At 55.2% G+C, this 19,479-nt stretch carries 17 protein-coding genes and 1 pseudogene; 5 read left to right on the plus strand and 13 right to left on the minus strand.

What is annotated here, in order from left to right; translation table 11 throughout:
* The first annotated feature begins 58 nt into the window (after positions 1 to 58).
* From ACR3EJ_RS08500 to ACR3EJ_RS08520, 5 genes and pseudogenes are all read left to right on the plus strand, one after another.
* Positions 59 to 634, plus strand: a complete 576-nt coding sequence (locus tag ACR3EJ_RS08500) for an MOSC domain-containing protein (protein ID WP_170545458.1) — start codon at positions 59 to 61, stop codon at positions 632 to 634.
* 165 nt (positions 635 to 799) lie between these two features.
* A pseudogene (locus tag ACR3EJ_RS08505) lies at positions 800 to 2,475 on the plus strand (formate--tetrahydrofolate ligase).
* A 57-nt stretch (positions 2,476 to 2,532) separates the two neighbouring features.
* The gene (locus tag ACR3EJ_RS08510) at positions 2,533 to 2,838 is read left to right on the plus strand and encodes a chorismate mutase (protein WP_010442824.1); all 306 of its coding nucleotides are present in this window, start codon (positions 2,533 to 2,535) and stop codon (positions 2,836 to 2,838) included.
* Positions 2,839 to 2,891: 53 nt separating this feature from the next.
* Positions 2,892 to 3,782, plus strand: coding sequence for a bifunctional methylenetetrahydrofolate dehydrogenase/methenyltetrahydrofolate cyclohydrolase FolD (gene folD, locus ACR3EJ_RS08515; RefSeq protein ID WP_170474711.1), 891 nt, complete (start codon positions 2,892 to 2,894; stop codon positions 3,780 to 3,782).
* Positions 3,783 to 4,107: 325 nt separating this feature from the next.
* Complete coding sequence (locus tag ACR3EJ_RS08520) at positions 4,108 to 4,737, plus strand: LytTR family DNA-binding domain-containing protein (RefSeq protein ID WP_260023055.1); 630 nt, start codon at positions 4,108 to 4,110, stop codon at positions 4,735 to 4,737.
* Positions 4,738 to 4,740: 3 nt separating this feature from the next.
* Here ACR3EJ_RS08520 and pdeM read toward each other — a convergent pair whose 3' ends face one another.
* From pdeM to cpaB, 13 genes are all read right to left on the minus strand, one after another.
* Entirely contained in the window at positions 4,741 to 5,403 is a 663-nt protein-coding gene (gene pdeM / locus ACR3EJ_RS08525; RefSeq protein ID WP_170541636.1) for a ligase-associated DNA damage response endonuclease PdeM, read from the minus strand.
* A 41-nt stretch (positions 5,404 to 5,444) separates the two neighbouring features.
* Positions 5,445 to 7,856, minus strand: coding sequence for a ligase-associated DNA damage response DEXH box helicase (locus ACR3EJ_RS08530; RefSeq protein ID WP_170541633.1), 2,412 nt, complete (start codon positions 7,854 to 7,856; stop codon positions 5,445 to 5,447).
* A 39-nt stretch (positions 7,857 to 7,895) separates the two neighbouring features.
* Positions 7,896 to 9,203: an ATPase gene (locus ACR3EJ_RS08535; RefSeq protein ID WP_170541630.1), complete on the minus strand. Its 1,308-nt coding sequence runs from the start codon at positions 9,201 to 9,203 to the stop codon at positions 7,896 to 7,898.
* A gap of 116 nt (positions 9,204 to 9,319) precedes the next feature.
* On the minus strand, positions 9,320 to 9,865 hold the full coding sequence (locus tag ACR3EJ_RS08540) for a prepilin peptidase (protein WP_170473313.1): 546 nt from the start codon (positions 9,863 to 9,865) through the stop codon (positions 9,320 to 9,322).
* A 3-nt stretch (positions 9,866 to 9,868) separates the two neighbouring features.
* Positions 9,869 to 10,720, minus strand: coding sequence for a tetratricopeptide repeat protein (locus ACR3EJ_RS08545; RefSeq protein ID WP_170541627.1), 852 nt, complete (start codon positions 10,718 to 10,720; stop codon positions 9,869 to 9,871).
* Between the two features lie 11 nt (positions 10,721 to 10,731).
* Positions 10,732 to 11,274 (minus strand): tetratricopeptide repeat protein, encoded by a 543-nt coding sequence (locus ACR3EJ_RS08550; RefSeq protein WP_170541624.1) that lies wholly within the window; start codon positions 11,272 to 11,274, stop codon positions 10,732 to 10,734.
* A gap of 70 nt (positions 11,275 to 11,344) precedes the next feature.
* Positions 11,345 to 12,322, minus strand: coding sequence for a type II secretion system F family protein (locus tag ACR3EJ_RS08555; protein ID WP_010441653.1), 978 nt, complete (start codon positions 12,320 to 12,322; stop codon positions 11,345 to 11,347).
* Positions 12,323 to 12,332: 10 nt separating this feature from the next.
* On the minus strand, positions 12,333 to 13,301 hold the full coding sequence (locus ACR3EJ_RS08560) for a type II secretion system F family protein (RefSeq protein WP_170541621.1): 969 nt from the start codon (positions 13,299 to 13,301) through the stop codon (positions 12,333 to 12,335).
* A gap of 12 nt (positions 13,302 to 13,313) precedes the next feature.
* Entirely contained in the window at positions 13,314 to 14,753 is a 1,440-nt protein-coding gene (locus tag ACR3EJ_RS08565) for a TadA family conjugal transfer-associated ATPase (protein WP_010441655.1), read from the minus strand.
* Between the two features lie 17 nt (positions 14,754 to 14,770).
* Positions 14,771 to 16,006, minus strand: coding sequence for an AAA family ATPase (locus ACR3EJ_RS08570; RefSeq protein WP_170541618.1), 1,236 nt, complete (start codon positions 16,004 to 16,006; stop codon positions 14,771 to 14,773).
* Between the two features lie 204 nt (positions 16,007 to 16,210).
* Positions 16,211 to 16,831 (minus strand): OmpA family protein, encoded by a 621-nt coding sequence (locus tag ACR3EJ_RS08575; protein ID WP_170541615.1) that lies wholly within the window; start codon positions 16,829 to 16,831, stop codon positions 16,211 to 16,213.
* A gap of 16 nt (positions 16,832 to 16,847) precedes the next feature.
* Entirely contained in the window at positions 16,848 to 18,254 is a 1,407-nt protein-coding gene (locus ACR3EJ_RS08580; RefSeq protein ID WP_170473290.1) for a type II and III secretion system protein family protein, read from the minus strand.
* A 196-nt stretch (positions 18,255 to 18,450) separates the two neighbouring features.
* Positions 18,451 to 19,332: a Flp pilus assembly protein CpaB gene (gene cpaB / locus ACR3EJ_RS08585; protein ID WP_170541612.1), complete on the minus strand. Its 882-nt coding sequence runs from the start codon at positions 19,330 to 19,332 to the stop codon at positions 18,451 to 18,453.
* Between the last annotated feature and the right edge of the window lie 147 nt (positions 19,333 to 19,479).

Consider the following 19,479-nt stretch of genomic DNA (forward strand, 5'->3'; position numbering starts at 1 on the left):
TCCATCACATCACCCGCATGTTCTCTATGACCCACAAGGCGAGAGGGTGATGTAGGAAATGCCGGTACTGCGGAAAATGGAATACGCTGCCGAGGTTGTCTGGTTGGGTCACGTGGTGGTTGGTGGCGCTATTAGCGCACAGGCGGTCGAAGCGCTTGATCTCCAATTCGAAGGCGACCGGGGTGCACGCCATGAGGGGCAAACTCGGGCGTCGTGTTCGCGAGTCAGGAACCTGTATCCGAACGGCACTGAGATAAGGAATGTACGTCAGCTTTCGGTTCTGTGCGCTGATGAACTGGAAGTGATCGCTCGTGATATGCGGCTGGATGGGCTTGATCCCTCTTTGCTGGGTGCAAGTATCGTCCTCAAAGGGATCCCGGATTTTACCCACATACCACCAAGCTCTCGGCTGCAGGCAGAGGGGGGCTTGACGATCACCGTTGATATGGAAAACCGCCCCTGTGTCCTGCCAGGGCGTGAAATAGAGGCCGTTTCCCCCGGTTATGGTGCATTATTCAAATCTGCGGCACAGGGCCGCAGAGGCGTGACGGCCTGGGTCGAACGGCCAGGCAAAGTGCGAATAGGCGATTGCATGTCATTGTTTGTACCGGATCAACGTCCTTGGTCACCTTGAAAACATAAGACCTCTATAGGTAATGCCCGAAATGGATCGAAGCCGTTTCACGGCTTGATTATGTCGGAATCTGTGTTCACTAAGGCGCTGCACCATCGTAAGGACTGCATAGCGCCGACTCCCGCGCGTCGGCCGTGCACGGAATTCAATCAGGGACCCGACCCAATGAGCTATAAATCCGATATTGAGATTGCCCGTGAGGCAAACAAGAAGCCGATTCAGGAGATCGGTGCGAAGCTGGGCATTTCCAGTGATGATCTGCTGCCCTACGGCCACGACAAGGCGAAAGTCAGTCAGGAATTCATCAATTCGGTTCAGGACCGCGAAGATGGCAAGCTGATCCTGGTCACGGCGATCAACCCGACCCCTGCGGGTGAAGGCAAGACGACCACCACCGTTGGTCTGGGCGACGGACTGAACCGCATCGGCAAGAACGCGATGATCTGTATCCGCGAAGCCTCGCTTGGCCCGAACTTCGGCATGAAGGGCGGCGCTGCGGGTGGCGGTTACGCGCAGGTTGTTCCGATGGAAGAGATGAACCTGCACTTCACCGGTGACTTCCACGCGATTACTTCGGCCCACTCGCTGCTGTCGGCAATGATCGACAACCACATCTATTGGGGCAACGAGTGCGAGATCGACACCCGCCGCGTCGCATGGCGCCGTGTGGTCGACATGAATGACCGTGCGCTGCGCCAGATCACGGCGTCTCTGGGCGGCGTGTCGAACGGTTTCCCGCGCGAAGCTGGCTTTGACATTACCGTGGCGTCCGAAGTCATGGCGATCCTGTGTCTGGCAAACGACCTGAAGGATCTGGAAAAGCGTTTGGGCGACATCATCGTCGCTTACCGCCGTGACAAGACCCCGGTTTACTGCCGCGACATCAAGGCCGAAGGCGCAATGACCGTGCTGCTGAAAGACGCGATGCAGCCAAACCTGGTGCAGACGCTGGAAAACAACCCGGCCTTTGTTCACGGTGGGCCTTTCGCAAACATCGCGCATGGCTGTAACTCGGTCATCGCCACCAAGACCGCTCTGAAAGTGGCTGACTATGTCGTTACTGAAGCGGGCTTTGGTGCTGACCCGGTGCCGAGAAGTTCATGAACATCAAGTGCCGCAAGGCGGGCATTGCTCCGTCGGCAGTGGTTCTGGTTGCCACCGTGCGCGCGATGAAGATGAACGGCGGCGTTGCCAAGGCCGATCTGGGTGCGGAAAACGTTGACGCTGTGAAATCGGGCTGTGCCAACCTCGGCCGTCACATCGAAAACGTGAAATCCTTCGGTGTGCCGGTTGTTGTCGCCATCAACCACTTTGTCACTGACACCGATGCCGAAGTACAGGCGGTCAGCGACTATTGCGGCGAACATGGCGTCGAGGCGGTTTTGTCGCGCCACTGGGAGCTGGGCTCGGAAGGCTCTGCGCCGCTGGCCGAGAAGGTTGTCGAGATCGTCGAAGGCGGCAGCGCCAACTTCTCGCCGATTTACCCTGACGATATGCCACTGTTTGAGAAGATCGAAACCATCGCCAAGCGTATCTATCGCGCGGATGAGGTTCTGGCCGACAACAAGATCCGTAACCAGCTGAAAGAATGGGAAGAGGCAGGCTATGGCAATCTGCCGGTCTGCATGGCGAAAACACAGTATTCGTTCTCGACCGACCCGACCCTGCGCGGCGCGCCCACCGGCCACTCGGTTCCGGTGCGTGAGGTCCGCCTGTCCGCCGGTGCCGGTTTCATCGTGGTTGTCTGCGGTGAGATCATGACCATGCCCGGCCTGCCGCGCAAGCCGGCCGCGGAAACCATCTGCCTCAATGACGCAGGTGAGATCGAGGGCTTGTTCTAAGCCGCCGAATAAGACATCTCGTGGTCCGGGGAATTCCCGGGCCATGAGGAGACAAACATGCCCACTCTGACACCTCCAAAAGACTGCCACTCAATGCGGGAGTTGCGGGTTCAGATCGACAAGCTGGATCGGCAGCTGATCGAGATGTTGGTGGCGCGTGCAGGTTACATCGACCGCGCATCCGCGCTGAAGCCGGGCGAGGGCTTGCCTGCACGTATTCCGGAGCGTGTCGAGGATGTGGTGCAAAAAGTGCGTATGAATTCGGACGAGCTGGGTATGGATCCTGACCTTGCCGAAAAACTATGGCGCACCTTGATTGATTGGTCGATTGCGCGCGAAGAACGCGTGCTCGGCCCCGACTGAATGACCGGGCGCTTTGTGCGCCCGATCCGTTTTTTGAAAGAAGGGATCAAAGGATGGTAGCTCAAGTCATCGACGGTAAGGCCTTTGCCGCCAAAGTGCGCGCGCAGGTGGCTGACCAGGTTGCGAAACTGAAGGAAGAAAACGGCATCACACCGGGTCTGGCGGTGGTTCTGGTGGGCGAGGATCCGGCCAGTCAGGTCTATGTCCGCTCGAAGGGAAAAATGACCGTTGAAGTCGGTATGAACTCATACGAGCACAAGCTGGATGCAGACACCTCCGAAGAAGACCTTCTGGCGCTGATCGACAAGCTGAACAATGATCCGGCAGTGCATGGTATTCTGGTGCAGCTGCCGCTGCCCAAGCACCTGAACGAAGACCTGGTGATCAACTCGATTGATCCGGCGAAAGATGTAGACGGGTTCCATATCTCGAATGTCGGCCTGCTGGGTACGGGCCAGAAATCGATGGTGCCCTGCACGCCGCTGGGCTGCCTGATGATGCTGCGCGACCACCATGGCTCTCTGTCGGGCATGGATGCTGTTGTAATTGGCCGCTCGAATATTGTGGGCAAGCCGATGGCGCAGCTGCTGCTGGGCGACAGCTGCACAGTGACCATCGCGCATAGCCGCACCAAGGACCTGCCCGACGTGGTGCGCCGCGCCGACATCGTCGTCGCCGCCGTAGGCCGCCCCGAGATGGTGCCGGGTGACTGGATCAAGGAAGGCGCGACCGTAATCGACGTGGGCATCAACCGGATCGAACGTGACGGCAAGAACAAGCTGGTTGGCGATGTGGACTATGCCAGCGCGGCCGAACGCGCAGGTGCAATCACTCCGGTACCGGGTGGCGTAGGCCCGATGACGATCGCCTGCCTGCTTGCGAATACGCTGACCGCCGCGTGCCGGGCGAATGGCCTGCCAGAACCCGAAGGCCTGACAGCGTAATACCCGACACAAAGACCTATTTGGGTATGGCCTGATTAGCCGGAGAGCCTGCGCGCTCTCCGGTTTTTTGTTCTCCATGTATTATTAATGCGTATGGGGACTTGTTAACTTGACCCAGCGTTAACCCGTGATAAGCCTTCTAATCCAAGTGGTTGTGAGGTTAGACTACCTTCCGTTTGATGTTTTTGGTGCAGGCTAAGAAGGTGTGTTGCTTGGTATGAAGTCCAAACTAAGTCCGATCATCTCGTTTTGCAGTCTTCAACGTGTAGTGGCCGGCCTAGTTTTTGTTCCATTGCTTGCCTATTCGTTCGCACCCTTTCGAGACATGACACTGTCATATTCACAGCGGTTGTTGTTCTGGACTGGTGTAATGCTACTGGCGCTGTTTGCAACATGGGCTGCGGGGCAACTTGTGCGCACAAAACTGAGTTTATCGGGATCGTTGTTCCGGGATTTTGCTTTTGCTGCGTTGATCCTGTTGTTGTTTGCCCCCTCTTTGTGGTTTCTGACGTGGGTTCTGTTCTCATTGAATGGACGGATGGCTCCAGACCTGTTGAAGGTCGTCCCTTATGGGCTTCTGTTTGCGACGGGGCTAATACTTGTTCGTCAATGGGGCGATCCAGATGAAGCAGTGGAAGAACCTCGACCACGGCTCTATCATCGATTGCCAACTGGTTTCGAGGGGGAGATCTACCGGCTGACCGTGCGTGATCACAGCGTCGATGTCGTAACCTCAGAAGGGACATTTACCATCCGCTCGCGATTTACCGATGCGATAGCTGAGATGGAGCCGGTTCCTGGGCATTGCACACATCGATCACATTGGGTGGTGGATTCCACAATTGTTGGGGTCAAGAAAGAGACGGGGAAAACCTACCTGCGTTTGAGGAACGGCGACCAAGTACCTGTCAGCCGGAAATACAAGCAGCATCTTGTGGATGACGGGCTGTTATAAGGGTCATCGCGGCATTGGAATTTTCTGGGGCTGATCCCCCGTCAAGATTGCCCGGGCATCTGAGGCCATGATCCTTGTCAGTGTTTGGTCTGTGCTGCGCAACCCGCCGGTATAGGTCCCATAGGCGGGCAGGATTAGCCGGGCATGATCCAAAAGGAACGCAGGCCGAGAGATCGAGCGCCCCCGAATATTCAAACTTGCCTTGGGATGATAGTGGCCGGAAATCTCAGCCATTGCATCTGGTTGGGCTATATGGCGAAAAGTGAGGTCGCTGCAAATCCATTCGGATAGATGCGTACCACCAATTTCAACCGGACCGGGGTCATGATTGCCTTCGATCCAGATCCAGTTCCGACCTGCTTGCAACGTCGTAATCCGAAGCCTGTCCTCAGCTGTCAATGCAGTTGACGCGTCCAAGTCATCAAAGCTGTCTCCCAGACAAATTACTGACGTGGCCTTTGTATATGACAAGTCACCTCCCAGCCGTGTCAAAGTCTCGCGTGTATCATAAGGGGGGAGCGAAGAACCGCCCCTTCGAGCGATGCGTTCTGACTTGCCCAGATGCAGATCAGATACGCAAAGCAGGCGTTGATCGGGCCACCAAAGCGCCCCGGAACCTAGTGCGCGCAGTTGGTGACCCGCAAAGGAAAACTCGACGTTGTTCATGGTACGTTCTTTGCCTGTTTCGACGGACGGCGCAAGAGGATTCACGGAGATTGTATGCCTGCAGCTTGCAGCAAGCGGGCACTCTCTTCGGCCAGAAGGCGTTCTTCTGCATCACCTTTGACTGGCACTTTTCCCATTTCCAGAAAGAGCGGCGCAGCCAATGGAGAAACGCGATCCAGCCGCCGAAGATCGATGCGGCCATTGATCCGCGCGACCATCGCTTCGATCCGCCCGAAATCAACCAATCCGCGCATTGCTTCTTCGCGGGTGATCTGCATCAAAAGATGGTCGGGGTCGTATTTCAGCAGAGTGTCATACAAGATGTCTGACGAAAACGTCGCTTGCCGTCCGCTTTTGCGCTGCCCTCCGGTATTGCGTTCGATCAGACCTGCGATTGTGGCCGAGGCGCGGAACGTGCGCTTCATCACGGCATTGCCTGCCAACCACGTTTCCAGCCCTTCGCGCAGCGCATCAATCTGAAACAATGGGCGTGGATCGGTTACCGCATCCAGGCCCCAGATCAAGGTGGCATAGTCGGTAGCGACAAAGCCCAGTGGGGCAAGGCCGGTCTCTTCCATACGTTTGGTTAGTAACAAGCCCAGGGTCTGCTGCGCATTTCGGCCTGCAAAGCCATAGACACAGATATGTTCACGCCCATTGTCGGGGAAGCTTTCGATCAATAGTCGATCGCGCTGCGGTAGGCGCGAGACCTCGCGTTGCAACGCCAGCCAATCGGCGGTGTGGGCGGGCAAGTGTGGCCAGTCAGATTGCGCGAACATACGCAGAATGCGGTCGCTAAGCTGCGTAGATGTGGCGAATTTTGTGCCAGAGAAGGTTGCGATCTTGGGTTTCTTATCGGCACGGCGGCTGACCTCAACCACCATTTCACGCAGCCCTTCGTAACGGACGATCTGGCCGCCGATCAGAAATGTGTCACCGGGGGTGAGCGAGGCAGCAAACCCTTCTTCCACCTCGCCAAGTGGCTTGCCACCGCGATTTCGTTTCAACCGTACCTTCAGCGTGTCAGTGTCCTGAATTGTGCCCAGATTCATCCGGATACGCTGCGCTGCTCGTGGATCACGCAATTGCCAGCGCCCATCTGATCGCTGCTGCAACCGCTGCCAGCGGTCATAGGCGCGCAGGGCGTACCCGCCGGTGGCGCAGAAATCCAGACAGGCATCAAATTCGGGTCTGCTGAGGCCGGCATAGGGCCCCGCCGAGGTCAGCGCGGTGTAGAGCGCATCGGCCTCGAACGGTCCGGCTGCAGCGGCGATCAGGATATGCTGACAGAGCACATCCCGAGGGCCCGCGCCGCGAGGATCACCGTCCAGGTCATGTTCTTGCACCGCATGCAGTGCGGCCACACATTCGACCACTTCAAACCGGTTGGCAGGTACCAACAGCGCCTTCGATGGGGCATTATAACGATGGTTTGCCCGTCCGATCCGCTGCACCAGCCGTTTGACGTTCTTTGGCGCGCCAATTTGGATCACCAGATCCACATCCCCCCAGTCGATTCCCAGATCGAGGCTGCCCGTGCAGACAATGGCCCGCAGATCACCGCGTACCATTGCGCCCTCAACCCTTTCGCGTTGCTGCCGGTCCAGACTGCCGTGATGGATACCGATTGGCAGACTTTTATCATTTGCCAGCCAGAGATTATGAAAGAATATTTCGGCCTGAGCGCGCGTGTTGTGGAAGATCAGTGTGGTTTTATGCTGCCGAACCTGCTCCAGCACCGCCGGAATGGCATAGGCGGCGCCTCCACCAGACCAGGGGGGCATTTCTTTGGTTTCAAGCATCGCGATATCGGGATCTGGGCCGGGATCGGCCTGAATTATTCTGCATGGATCAGGATGCCGCGCCAGAAACTGCGCAATGCCTTCTGGGTCTTCCACAGTCGCAGACAGGCCGACACGGCGCAAATCGGGGCAGAGCGCTTGCAACTGTGCCAGTGCAAGCATCAATTGATCGCCCCGCTTGCTTTCCGCCAAAGCGTGAATCTCATCAACGATGATGCGCTGGACTCCCGCAAACATACGCGGCGCGTCTTCGTAGGAGGTGAGTAACGCCAAGCTTTCTGGTGTTGTCAGTAGGATATGTGGAGGATCAACACGCTGGCGTTTCTTTTGCGTGGCCGACGTATCGCCAGTGCGGTCTTCGATCCGTATAGGCAAGCCGATCTCTTCCACCGGGGCACGCAGATTGCGGCGGATATCAGCGGCCAGCGCCTTGAGTGGTGAGACATAGATCGTATGCAGCCCATCATGCGCGCCGTCGGCCAGTTCGGACAGGGACGGCATGAACCCGGCCATCGTCTTGCCCCCGCCTGTCGGGGCAATCAACAGCGTCGCCGGCTCCTGTGCCTGGTCGAACATGTCTTGTTGATGCGGGTGGATCGACCAGCCTTTTGCGGCAAACCAATCGCTAATCCGGGCGGGAATCTGCGTCATGGCCGCAGATTAACCGCCCGGGTTCAGAAGGACAGGGGGTTAGTGAACGATCTTTTCTTCCTTGACGAACATGTTCGCCCAGGCACGGTCGATCAAGTCGGGGCTCATCTGATAGGGGATGCCTTCGAATTCGCAGATCGAGATCATCTGGTCGATCAGGAAGATCGGTTGATAATTCGCGTAGATGTTCTGGATCGTCGGGTATTTGACCTTCAGCAAATGTACCAGAGCGGCTTCGTCCAGAGGCATCCCGCGCTTGCGGGCGACCATCGCAAAGATCTTGAGGAAGTTCTCTTGGTTCGGACCATCAATCTTGATCTTGAAGAAGATCCGGCGCAGAGCTGCTTGGTCAAAGATTTCATTCGGATGGAAGTTGGTTGAAAAGATGACCAGAGTATCGAATGGTACTTCGAACTTCTCACCTGATTGCAGGCCAAGGATATCCTTGCTTTCTTCCAGCGGAACGATCCAGCGGTTGATCAGGGCCTGAGGGGGTTCGGCCTGACGCCCAAGGTCGTCCACGATGAAAATGCCTCCGGTCGATTTCAACTGCAGCGGTGCCTGATAGGTCCGGGCAGTGGGGTTGTAAACGAGGTCCAACATGCTTAGCGACAGTTCACCGCCGGTTACCACGGTCGGGCGCTCGCATTGCACATAACGCGTATCGAACCGTTTCCGGCGGCGCAAACTGTTGGGATCGTCCTCTTCCTGTTCAATCGCGGTGTGAACAATCGGATCGTATACGGTGATCACCTGCCCCGAATATTCGATGGCGCGCGGGACATAGACATTGTCACCCAGCGCGTCCCGAATTCCGTTCGAGATTGAGGACTTACCATTGCCCGGAGGGCCATACATCAGGATCGACCGACCGGCGCTGACAGCAGGGCCCAAGTGATCCAGCAGGCTGTCGGGTAGAACCAGATGACCCATAGCACCAGTCAATTGATCACGGGTGACCTGAATATTGCGGATCGACTGACGCTTAACCTGTTCGCGATAGACGTCCAGTGGCACCGGCATCGCGCCGAAATACTCCGATTGGCTAAGCGCGTCTAAGGCACGGGCCTTTCCTGAATCGGTTAACTGATACCCCATCTCGTTGCCCGAGTTGGCGTTCAGTGTGCCTGTCGCCTCCATCAGTTTCTGTTCCCGTGCGATATCGATCAGTTCCTGCGTCACCGAGCCGGGCAGGCATACCGCCGCGGCAACCTCACTTACCGTATCCACGTTCTTGCGAAAGATCGTTTTCAGCAGAATGTCACGCATCATCACCAGCGGAAGCTGCATTTCAGCCAACCCCTTAGGGGCAGGGGGGGCCATAACGGAGGACGTCTGCATGTTCATAAGCGGGACTCGTCTGTCTATTATCACACCAAAGGCCCCATGCAGGGCCGTTTAGGGAAAATTTGACGCGTCTTTGTGGCAGGACCAAGGCGCGGGCAAGGCGCGGTCATGATTGTTCACGAACCGTGGATTATGCCCAAAATCAGGTAAGCCACGAGGCTACCTGCAAGCGTCAGACCCATTGGAAACTGTTTACCGCGATCCCAACTGTCCCAATGCGGAGCTATCTGGCGCAGTCGGGTGTGTTTCGCTAACCGGTGGGAACAAAAAGCCCCTAGCAGCGTGGCAGACAGAATTATGAATACCCACATGAAATCACTGGCCCAGACAAAAGCAGCGGCGGCAGCGCAGAATTTGGCGTCACCAGCTCCCATAATTCCAGCAGCGTTCAATACGATGCCGACGATCAGAACAACGACTATGTGAAGCAGCTGCCAGGCGTATAAAGGCAGCTTGACAGTGACCGGACCAAAAGTGCCGGGTAGCCATTCGCCCGACCATGGCGGCAAAACGAAAAGGCCGACAACGAGAAAAACCACCAACAGTGCCATGACCGCATGGTTCTTGATCCGCATCTCACGCATATCGGTGAAGGCAACGTAGAAACAGATCGGCAGGACAAATGGTAAGAACCACGCTGCCGCTGCCGCTGGTATGTGCATGGATCAGGCGTCCTCGAGTGCCCGAAGCGAACGAACGGCTTCGTCATAATGCTGGGGATGCGTGGCGATTGCCTCGCGATACAGGTTCTTGGCGAGGTTTACATCGCCTTGTTTAACTGCCGAAATAGCCATCGTATTCAGCAACATCGCCCGTTCGGTCTGAGACATCGGGACAACCGGAACGCTGTAATTGCCTTGTGCACTGCGCGCCAGAACCAGATTGTTCTTCGCGGTAAATAGCGCGTTGTCCTGTTGAATGGCTTCGGTGAACAGACGTTCAGCTTCGGCATATTGCCCGCGTGCCATTTTGGAGTAGCCCCAGTTATTCATGACACCCGCCGGTCGCGTAGTCAGGCCAACTGCGGTTTCATAATAATGGTCTGAGCGTTTCCAGTCTTTTCTGGAGTCTGCCACCAGCGCCTCAAGCCGATAGCGCTTGAACGTCTCATAAGTGGGTGGGATTTTGTCGAGTGTTGCCTTTGCACCGTCCCAATTTCCGCTACGCACTTGCGCATCTGCATATTCAACCCGGTCGGCGTTGTTTGCACCTTTCATCCCGAGCACACGTTTCCATGCCGCTGACGCTTCGGTGCTGCGCTTGGCGCGGGTCAGGGTAATCGCAAGACCACGCTGAAGATCGATCCGGTCCGGGTTCTTGGCGGCCGCACCCTGAAAATAAGTGACGGCTTCGTTTGGATCAGCTGCATTCAGCATCACGTCGTTCAGGTTGGTCTCGTCAATAACGTTTACTTCCTGAAATGTACGTTCGACTTTTTCCTCTTCGGTTTCTTTTGCGCAAGCGGTCAAAACCAGCCCGCACGCAAGCATCGTCGGAATCAAAAAGGGATGGCGCATTTTTGCGTCCTTTACTGCTCTGCCTCTATTGCTGGGTTTTTGCGCAGAACGAATTGCCCGTCGCCGCGCTGCTCCAGCTCAAATTCTTGTTCTTGTGGGGTATTATTAGCAGGATTTTCCATTTTTGCGAGTGCTAACCGCAAATTGTCACGGATTGCGTCACTTTCGCCATTGTCTAACGCAAAAGCACGCCGGAAAACCTGTGCTGCTTCGGCGTATTCGCCCGTCTCCATCAGGAATACGCCAAGATTATTCCAGGCGACCGGCCAATCGGGATCATCCTCCACTGCTCGGCGTAGCAGGGGTTCGGCTTGTCCGATCCGGCGTAAGCCCAAATTGGCGGTGCCGAGCGAAGTCAGGATCTCGGGTGTCATTCCCTCTGTCAGCGCCGCCCGGGTGAAGGATTCCATCGCAAGCTCGTATTCGCCTGCCGCCATCAGGCGATTGCCGATAGCGATTTCATCCACAGCCGGGCCATCGGGGTCAATCCCAGGCGCAAATGGATCATCCGGAGAACGCGTTTCAGTGCAAGAGGCCACCATGGCAATAACCATGGCGGCCCTAAAGAGATGACGCAGGTGCAAACCGAAAGGCTTGAGAACCTTATCACGCAGAAGGTGAGCGTTATTGGCTTCCAAACTCCATGATACCTTTTGCCGAAGGGCCAACAAGAATGACCAGAAGGGGGGGGACGGTCAGCATCATTGTGGCGAGTGTCATTTTGGTTGGCAACTTGTTCGCGGCTTCTTCGGCGCGCATAACGCGCTTGTCGCGCATTTCGTCGGCGTAAACCCGCAGAGCTTCCGCGATCGAAGTACCAAAGGTGGCTGACTGGATCATAACAGTCACAAATGCGCTAACGTCCTGAACTCCGCAACGGGTGGCAAAATCGCGCAGGACCGTATCCTTTTCTTTACCAGCCTTCATTTCATAGGCGACGACTTCAAATTCAAGCGCAATGTCGGGATAGGAGGCTTTCATTTCCGCTGCGACCCGAACGATGGCTTGATCAAGCGATTGGCCGGCTTCGACGCAAACAAGCATCAGGTCAAGCGTGTCCGGGAAACCGTTGACGATGGCCTCCTTCCGTTCCTCTACGCGTCGTGTGATCCAGTACTTGGGTATGAAGTATCCGACCAGTCCAGGCCCCAAAACGCGAATTAGGAGTTGAGTAGAGTCAAACTCCTGATCACCTGCGAAAACCGTGACCAGTGAGATACCGATCAGAATTCCGACAATCCCCAACGCAAACTGCGAAAAATGATAGAATCGGACGGCATCTTTTGACTGATAGCCCGCTTGGCGCAGCTTGAGCTGAACGGCCGAATATTCTTCCTCGTCCTTGGGTTCGAGGAAATTGGCAAATTTTTCAAGCTGCTCGTTGCGGCTGGCGTTTCTCAGGCGTTCTTTCTTTTCTTTCTTACTTTTCTTAGGCGCCGCGTTTGAACGTTGTAGCTTCTTAAGTGGATCCTCAGGCTGATTCAGCATCAAAGGGACGGTGATCAGGATCATAAACAAACCCAGAATACCAACGACAATCAGCGGGCCAAATTCGCCTAAATGAGTTTTCAGCAGCTCATTGATCTGGCTCAGAATTTCCATGGCGGCACCTCTAAACCTTAATATCAGTCAGGATTTTCATGACGATCAGGTTCAATGTCAGCATGATGCCAACAAAGAAACAGGCTGGAATAAAAAGCGGATGATCCATCACCGAATCGTAATAGTGCGGATCCTTGACCAGAATGAACATGAGGCATGCAAGAGGGAAGCCGGACAGGAACTTTCCTGACCATTTTGCCTCAGCGGTAATCGCATTCACCCGACGGAACAAGCGGAACCGGGCCCGGATCACTTTCGCAAGGCCGGCGAGAATATCAGCAAGGTTACCCCCCGACTGCTGCTGAATGGAAACCGCCACGGCTAGGAAGCGCAAATCCTGCATATCCAGCCGTTCTGCCATGTCCTTAAGCGCTTCACCCACTTCCCGGCCATAAGCAGATTCATCCGAGATGATGCCAAATTCCGTCGCAAGTGGGTCCTCCACTTCGCTGGCAACGATCTGGATCGATGAAACAAACGGGTTACCGACCCGAAGCGATCGCACCATCAGTTCAACCGCATCCGGTAATTGTTCTTCGATCAAAGCCATTCGTTTCTTGGCCTTGTTGCTGACCCAAGTATAGACAGCACCAATACCGATGGCACCCGAAAGCGCGATCCGCAGTGTTATTTCGGTCGCCGTGGCCACGCTGAGGGCCATGAAGACCAAACCAGAAACCAGCGCCATGATCATAATCAGCTGTCTGGGTGAGAAGGCGATTGCGGCTTTTTGGGCTTTGTCTGCCAGAAGCGAATAGAGTGGGATGCTCTGCGACTTCATATGCTGCTGCATTTCCTTGCGCAGCTGTTCCAGCACTTGTTCGCGACCGACACCCTTGTCGATCATATCAAGCCTGCGATTGACACGGCTGTTCAGACTGATCGATTTTCCAAAGGCGACAAGATAGATACCTTCGACCAGGGCAAAAACCCCGACGAAAATCACGACATAGATGAGCGCCTCGACAGGCAGTTGCATATCTTGGTTCTCCTACATCGTGGTCGGGTCGTAGATCGAAGCGGGTAGATCGAAACCCCACAGGCGGAACCGCTCTGAAAAGTTGCTCCGAACGCCTGTCGCAGTGAAATGGCCGATGATCTTGTTATCAGGGGTCAAGCCAACGCGTTGAAATTTAAAGAGTTCCTGTAAGGAAATCACGTCACCTTCCATCCCGGTAATCTCAGTGATGGAAGTCATGCGACGTGAACCGTCCTGTAGACGACTGGCTTGAACAATCAGGTTCACAGCCGATGAGATCTGGCTACGGACGGCTTTGATCGGCATTTCGATCCCAGCCATCGCGATCATGTTCTCAAGACGTGAGATACCGTCGCGGGCAGAGTTGGCGTGGATGGTGGTCATTGATCCGTCGTGGCCTGTGTTCATGGCCTGCAACATGTCGATCACCTCGGCACCACGCGTCTCGCCCACGATGATGCGGTCGGGGCGCATACGTAGGGCGTTTTTTAGACAGTCGCGCGGGCTGACCTCACCTTTGCCTTCCACGTTGGGCGGGCGGCTTTCCATCCGGCCCACATGGGTCTGTTGTAGCTGAAGTTCCGCCGTATCCTCGATGGTTAGGATGCGTTCGGCGTCGTCGATAAAGCTGGAAAGCGCGTTGAGCGTTGTCGTCTTACCGGAACCCGTACCACCCGAAACGATGATATTCAGGCGTGTTGAAACCGCGGCCTGCAAATAGGCGGCCATTTCTTCCGTGAAGGCGCCAAAATTGACAAGATCGTCAATGCCCAGCTTGTCCTTCTTGAACTTACGAATCGAAACCAGCGAGCCATCAACTGCAATCGGCGGCACCATTGCGTTGAAACGCGAGCCGTCTGCCAAACGGGCGTCAACGTAAGGGTTGGATTCATCGACACGACGGCCAACAGCAGACACGATCTTGTCGATGATCCGCATCAGGTGCTTTTCATCCTTGAAAGTGATGTCGCTGATTTCCAGTTTGCCCGCTCGCTCGACGAAAATCTGCTGAGGGCCGTTTACCAGAATATCGTTGACCGTATCGTCCTGCAGCAAGGTTTCCAGCGGCCCCAGGCCGGTGACTTCATCATAAAGTTCCTTGTTGAGCTGAGTGCGGTCCTCACGGTTCAAGACAATATTGCGCGATTCCAGAACTTCGCTTGAAATTGCACTGATCTCAGCCCGTAACTCGGCCTCTGCTGCTTTCTCAAGCGCCGCAAGGTTTAGGTTTTCAAGCAGTTCACGGTGCAGTTCCAGCTTGATCTCACCCAAACGCTCTTTGCGCTTGCGCTCTTTGTCGTTGACGGTGACCTCCGCCGCCTTTTTTTGCACCGGCTTGCGTACGACATTGGTCGAGGCCGCCGCCGCGGCTGGCGTTGCGGCCTCAGCTTTTTCAGGCGCCGGGGTTTGAACCGGCTGCGCCGAAGGCTGTTTCTTATATCTTGAAAACACGGCAGCTCCCTTTTGAATTATGCGGCTTCAGCGTCGCTGCTGCCTAGGCTATGAAGCGACTGAGCAAGTTTGGCGATCTCGCGACGTAGCGGATTCTTGGCCGCCGAGTTTGCCAATGGCAGGCCGTGATCACCGCTTTGCATGACTGCCTTGCCACCATCAGGTAGAAGCAAGTCGATCGAAATTCCCAGGCTTTCGCCCATACGTTTGACCCGGCCTTTTCCGTTGAGGTCGGTGAATTTCGGTGCCCTGTTCATGGCAAACCGCAACTTGTTAAAAGGCAGTTCTTCGGCTTGCAAAGCCCGTTTCAGGCGCAACGCATTCTGAGCCGACCGCATATCAAGTTCGATCAAAGCAAAATAGACGTGCGCCGCCTGCAGCACCGTTTCAGACCAGTGAACCAGTGTTTTGGGCATGTCGATCACGACGTAGTCGAAGTGGCTGCGTGCTGTATCGATCACTCGCTGGATATCCTCAGGGTTGATAATATCCAGTGGAACCATATCGGACGGAGCGGTTAGGACCTGCAGCTTGTCTTCGAATGTTTGCAGGGCTTGCCCGAAGGATTCCTCATCCATGGAATCAGTGTCCGAGAGCATTTCGAATACGGCCTCGTGGCGCGGAAGGTCCAAAAACGTAGAAACGCTTCCATATTGAAGATCCAGATCAATCAGGCACACTTTGGGTGCTTCCTTGGCTGAAACTGTAGCCAGTTCCCACGCAAGGTTTACGGCCATCGTTGTAGAGCCGACCCCGCCTGCGAGCCCCTGGACCACGAACAGCGCGCCCTCTTTCGACGCACCATTGGCCAGCGGCACTGCTGCGGCTTGTGGTGCTGTGACCGGGTCGGGCTTGTTCATCCGGTCAATCGCTTCCTGAAGTTCGTTTTCGGGAAGCGGGTAGGGGACAAACTCATCAGCGCCCTTACGCAAAAGCTGATGCAGGGAAGCCGGAGTCACATCTTCTGCGATCAAAACAACTTTTATGCCCTTTTCCTTGGCACGCGTGATGATTTCACCCATCATGGTCAGGTTGTCTTCGTCATCACCATCCAGCGCCAGGGCAACAAACTGAAGCGATTCAGCTTCGGGCTGGCTAAAGAACGCGAGCGCCTCGGCAAACCCCAGATCCCCCCAGCGTTCTCCTAGCGCGGCTTCCATATCTTCGATCAACAGATCGAAATTCTGGACATCACGGCTAATCGTGCAGGCCAGAATGGCGTCGTTTTCATCTTGCGGCGTCGCGCTCGTCATAAACACAATCCTCGTCGAGAGGGCTGAGCAAACCTGATGAACGCGTGAAAGGTCAGTTCTAGCTTGCTGTCGCCCGATGCGGTCAATTTTGGCCGCAGGTCACCCTATTGTTCACAATGTTGCTTGGAAGTGGGGCGAGAATTGGGCGCAAAAGAACCAATTGTAGGGAAATGGGCGACAATGCCGCCCATTTCTTAGGTATTATTATTCACCGGAATCGCCTTCGCCGATTTGGATGAAGCTGACCGGGGTCGCGCTTGAGATATACTCGCGGTAGATAACGTCAGCGTATTTCCCATCTAGGATATTCTTGTGACTATCAACAAATCCTGAAACCTCGGTAACCGTCCTACGGTTACGACGATCCCGATCCGGAGTCGCCACAAGAGGGCGGGATTTCCCAAACGAAACAACCGCTTCCAGTCGTGATCGCGAGATCCCTTGCCGCGTCAGGAATGCCACCGCCGCATTGGCACGGCGTTGCCCCAGACGGTTGTTATAAGCAGTTGAACCTACAGCGTCGGTGTGACCGTAAACACGGAACCGCGCTTCGGGGAACTGTTTGATCCATGCGGCTTGCTGCAGCAGAATCTTCTGCGCTGATGCATCCAACTGTGCGCTATCAAACGCAAAGTTGATCTGCGTCGGAACCTCTGCGGCGAATCTCTGAGCCAGGATCTGGCCATACGTCAACTCGCCATTCATTACCTGAATGTTATTCAGCGTCGCGTTTCCGAAAGTGCCCTGATCGATTTCATACCCAGCTTCGCGAGTACAGCCAGCGACAGCAACCGAAAGGCCCAGTGTCAAGATCCACTTTTCCATTGGTCCTATCCTCCTATCAATCCAGAACATAGCCATAGGAGGCGCCAAAGTCCTGCTTGGCCACTTCCGATGCAGCACCGCTTCCGGCTCGTTCAGTCCGGGCGACTTTGCCATTCACGAACAGATCGAACTCGCTGGGTGGTTTGACCCGGTCAGTTGGCAGGGCAAGCGCCTCACCACGAGTAGGTGAAACCAGATGTGCGGTCACAATAATGATCAGCTCGCTTTGTTCGCGCTGATATTGAGCGCTGCGGAAAAGAGCGCCCAGAACCGGCACATCACCCAACCACGGAACCTGACTGTTCAGATCTGTGAAGTCATCCTGGATCAAACCAGCAATCGCAAAGCTTTCACCATCATTCAACTCGATCGTCGTGCGTGTGGTACGCGAGATGAAGCTCGGGACGTTGTCGCCGTTGATCGTGAAATCGGAACTCTGATCGATTGACGATACGGATGCGCCCATTTCCAGATTGATGCGGTCGCCGTCCACGACACGAGGAACGAACAAGAGCTGAACGCCGAAGGCCCGATACTCGATCGCAACCACGCCGTCACCTTGCGGAACAGGGATCGGCACTTCGCCACCGGCCAAAAATTCAGCCTCTTGTCCGGATAGTGCCGAAAGGTTTGGTTCGGCCAAACTGCGGACTAAGCCTTTGGTTTCAAGCGCTTCCAGTAGCAGACGAACTTGCGTCGAGCCTGCGCCGAACCCAAACAAGATAGCACCCGTATTGGTTTGCACGAACGGGATGTTATTCGCCAACGCGTTGTTAAGTGCTGCTTGGTTGTTCAAGCTGTTGAAGCCGCCGGTCGCGTCTCCACCGCCAAAGCCCAGAGATGCCGACAGGTTCTTCGCTACCGAACGGTTCATTTCGGCGAATCGCACTTTCAGCATGACTTGCTGTACGCCACCAACATTCATCAAGTTCGATACACGCTCAGGCGCGTAGCGCTCGGCGAGTTCAAGAGCACGTGCCAGTCTTGCACTGCTTGATACCGTACCGGATAGAACAATACCGTCATTTGCGGTCCGTACTTCGATCGGCTCATTTGGCAGAATCTGACGCAGCCGCTCTTTGAACTCAGAGACATCAGGCGAAACGCGCACACGCACGTTAGTGATCAGATTTCCACCGCCATCGAACATCGTCAGCGTGGTTATGCCGGGTGCGCGACCCAATACATATATTGTCCGGTCGGACAGAGTAGAAATGTCTGCAATGCCTGCGTTGGCAATGCTGATATCGGCAAAGGGTTGTTCACTCTCCACCACAATTGCGCGGTTAACAGGAACATCCAGCGATTCAGCTGTCCCCTTTTTCACCACGCGAAGATTTTGGGCCCACGCGGCATCGCCGATTGGGCTCACAACAAGCGACAACCCCAGCAGGGTTGCGCTGATCCAGGAACGTATTGTCATGTGACCTGCCTCTCCGATCACCACTCGATTTTTTATGGGTCTAATGCCCTATGATCTGAACCCTGCGCCAATTCCGGATTTATTGCAATAATCAATGGTTTCTGGAATTTTCCTTATGTGGGTTTCTCGCAACAACACCATGAAAAAGACCGCGCAAAATGCGCGGTCTGTGGGTCGTTAACGGTTTGAATTTTCGTTAGTTTGTACAGGGAATTGGTGTCTCGACAGTTTCGCCGCCACGACGGGTTCGGATTGTACAAACCTTCTTTTCAACCACTACCGGTGCGGGTGCTCGTTCTTGAATTCCCAATAGTGATTGCTGGTCTACTTCAACCACTTCGGCGACTTCATCATCCTGCGCGCCCACTAGCGCCAGAGACATACGGCCGGTGTTTTGTGCCTGTGCCAAAGCCGCAATTTGTTGTGAGGTCGCCGCTACGGTCACAGTGCGGGCAATCGTGGTCCCTGTGACATCTGAACCCGCAATCTGGTCAACTGCGACCAGTTCAATATTTGTCAGAACCAGTCGGGTAATCTCGCCGCGTCCAGCATCAGTAGTACCGCGCAGCGATCCGGTCCAATAGACGTCCACTGTGTCACCAGGGCGCAAGAAGCCCGAAACGCCAGAGGCCACATCGACGCTGATTGCAAAGGCACGCATGCCCTTGGGCAACTGCGACCTCAAGCCCGCTGTTTCGCCCGGATTGGTAACTTTGACCTCCATGATGGCTTCGTCTTTTTCCATCGACCGAAGCACATATCGCTCGTTATTCTTGATATCGGGGAACAATACCGCAGCATCGATGAATGCACCCTCGGGGATTGCGGTTTCAGGCCACTGGACAACGCGGATATCGTCCTGGTTCAGCCGCTCGCCATACTTAAGAGACCGGTTGGAGACCAGGACTCCGACTGTTGGCACAACGCCTGCTTTAGCATTTGCCAAAGCCTCTTCACGCAGTTTTCGCTCCTGCGCAAGTTTAGCCTGATTCTCGGTAATATATTCGCGTGCCATATAGACAGCACCACCGGCCAAGGCGATCCCGATGATAAGAACAAGTCCAAAAACAGCTCGCATTTGTCCCTCGTCATGTTTCGTTCAAGTAAGTCTCGCGGCTAACTTTGTCGCGATGGTTCAGCGGCTACCCTAGGAGGTAATTGTGTCCAAAAATGGGACAATCCCCACATTTTTCGGAGCAGTATCAAGATCCGTCAAGGAAGCCAG

The organism is Ruegeria sp. AB11 (genome assembly GCF_056536325.1).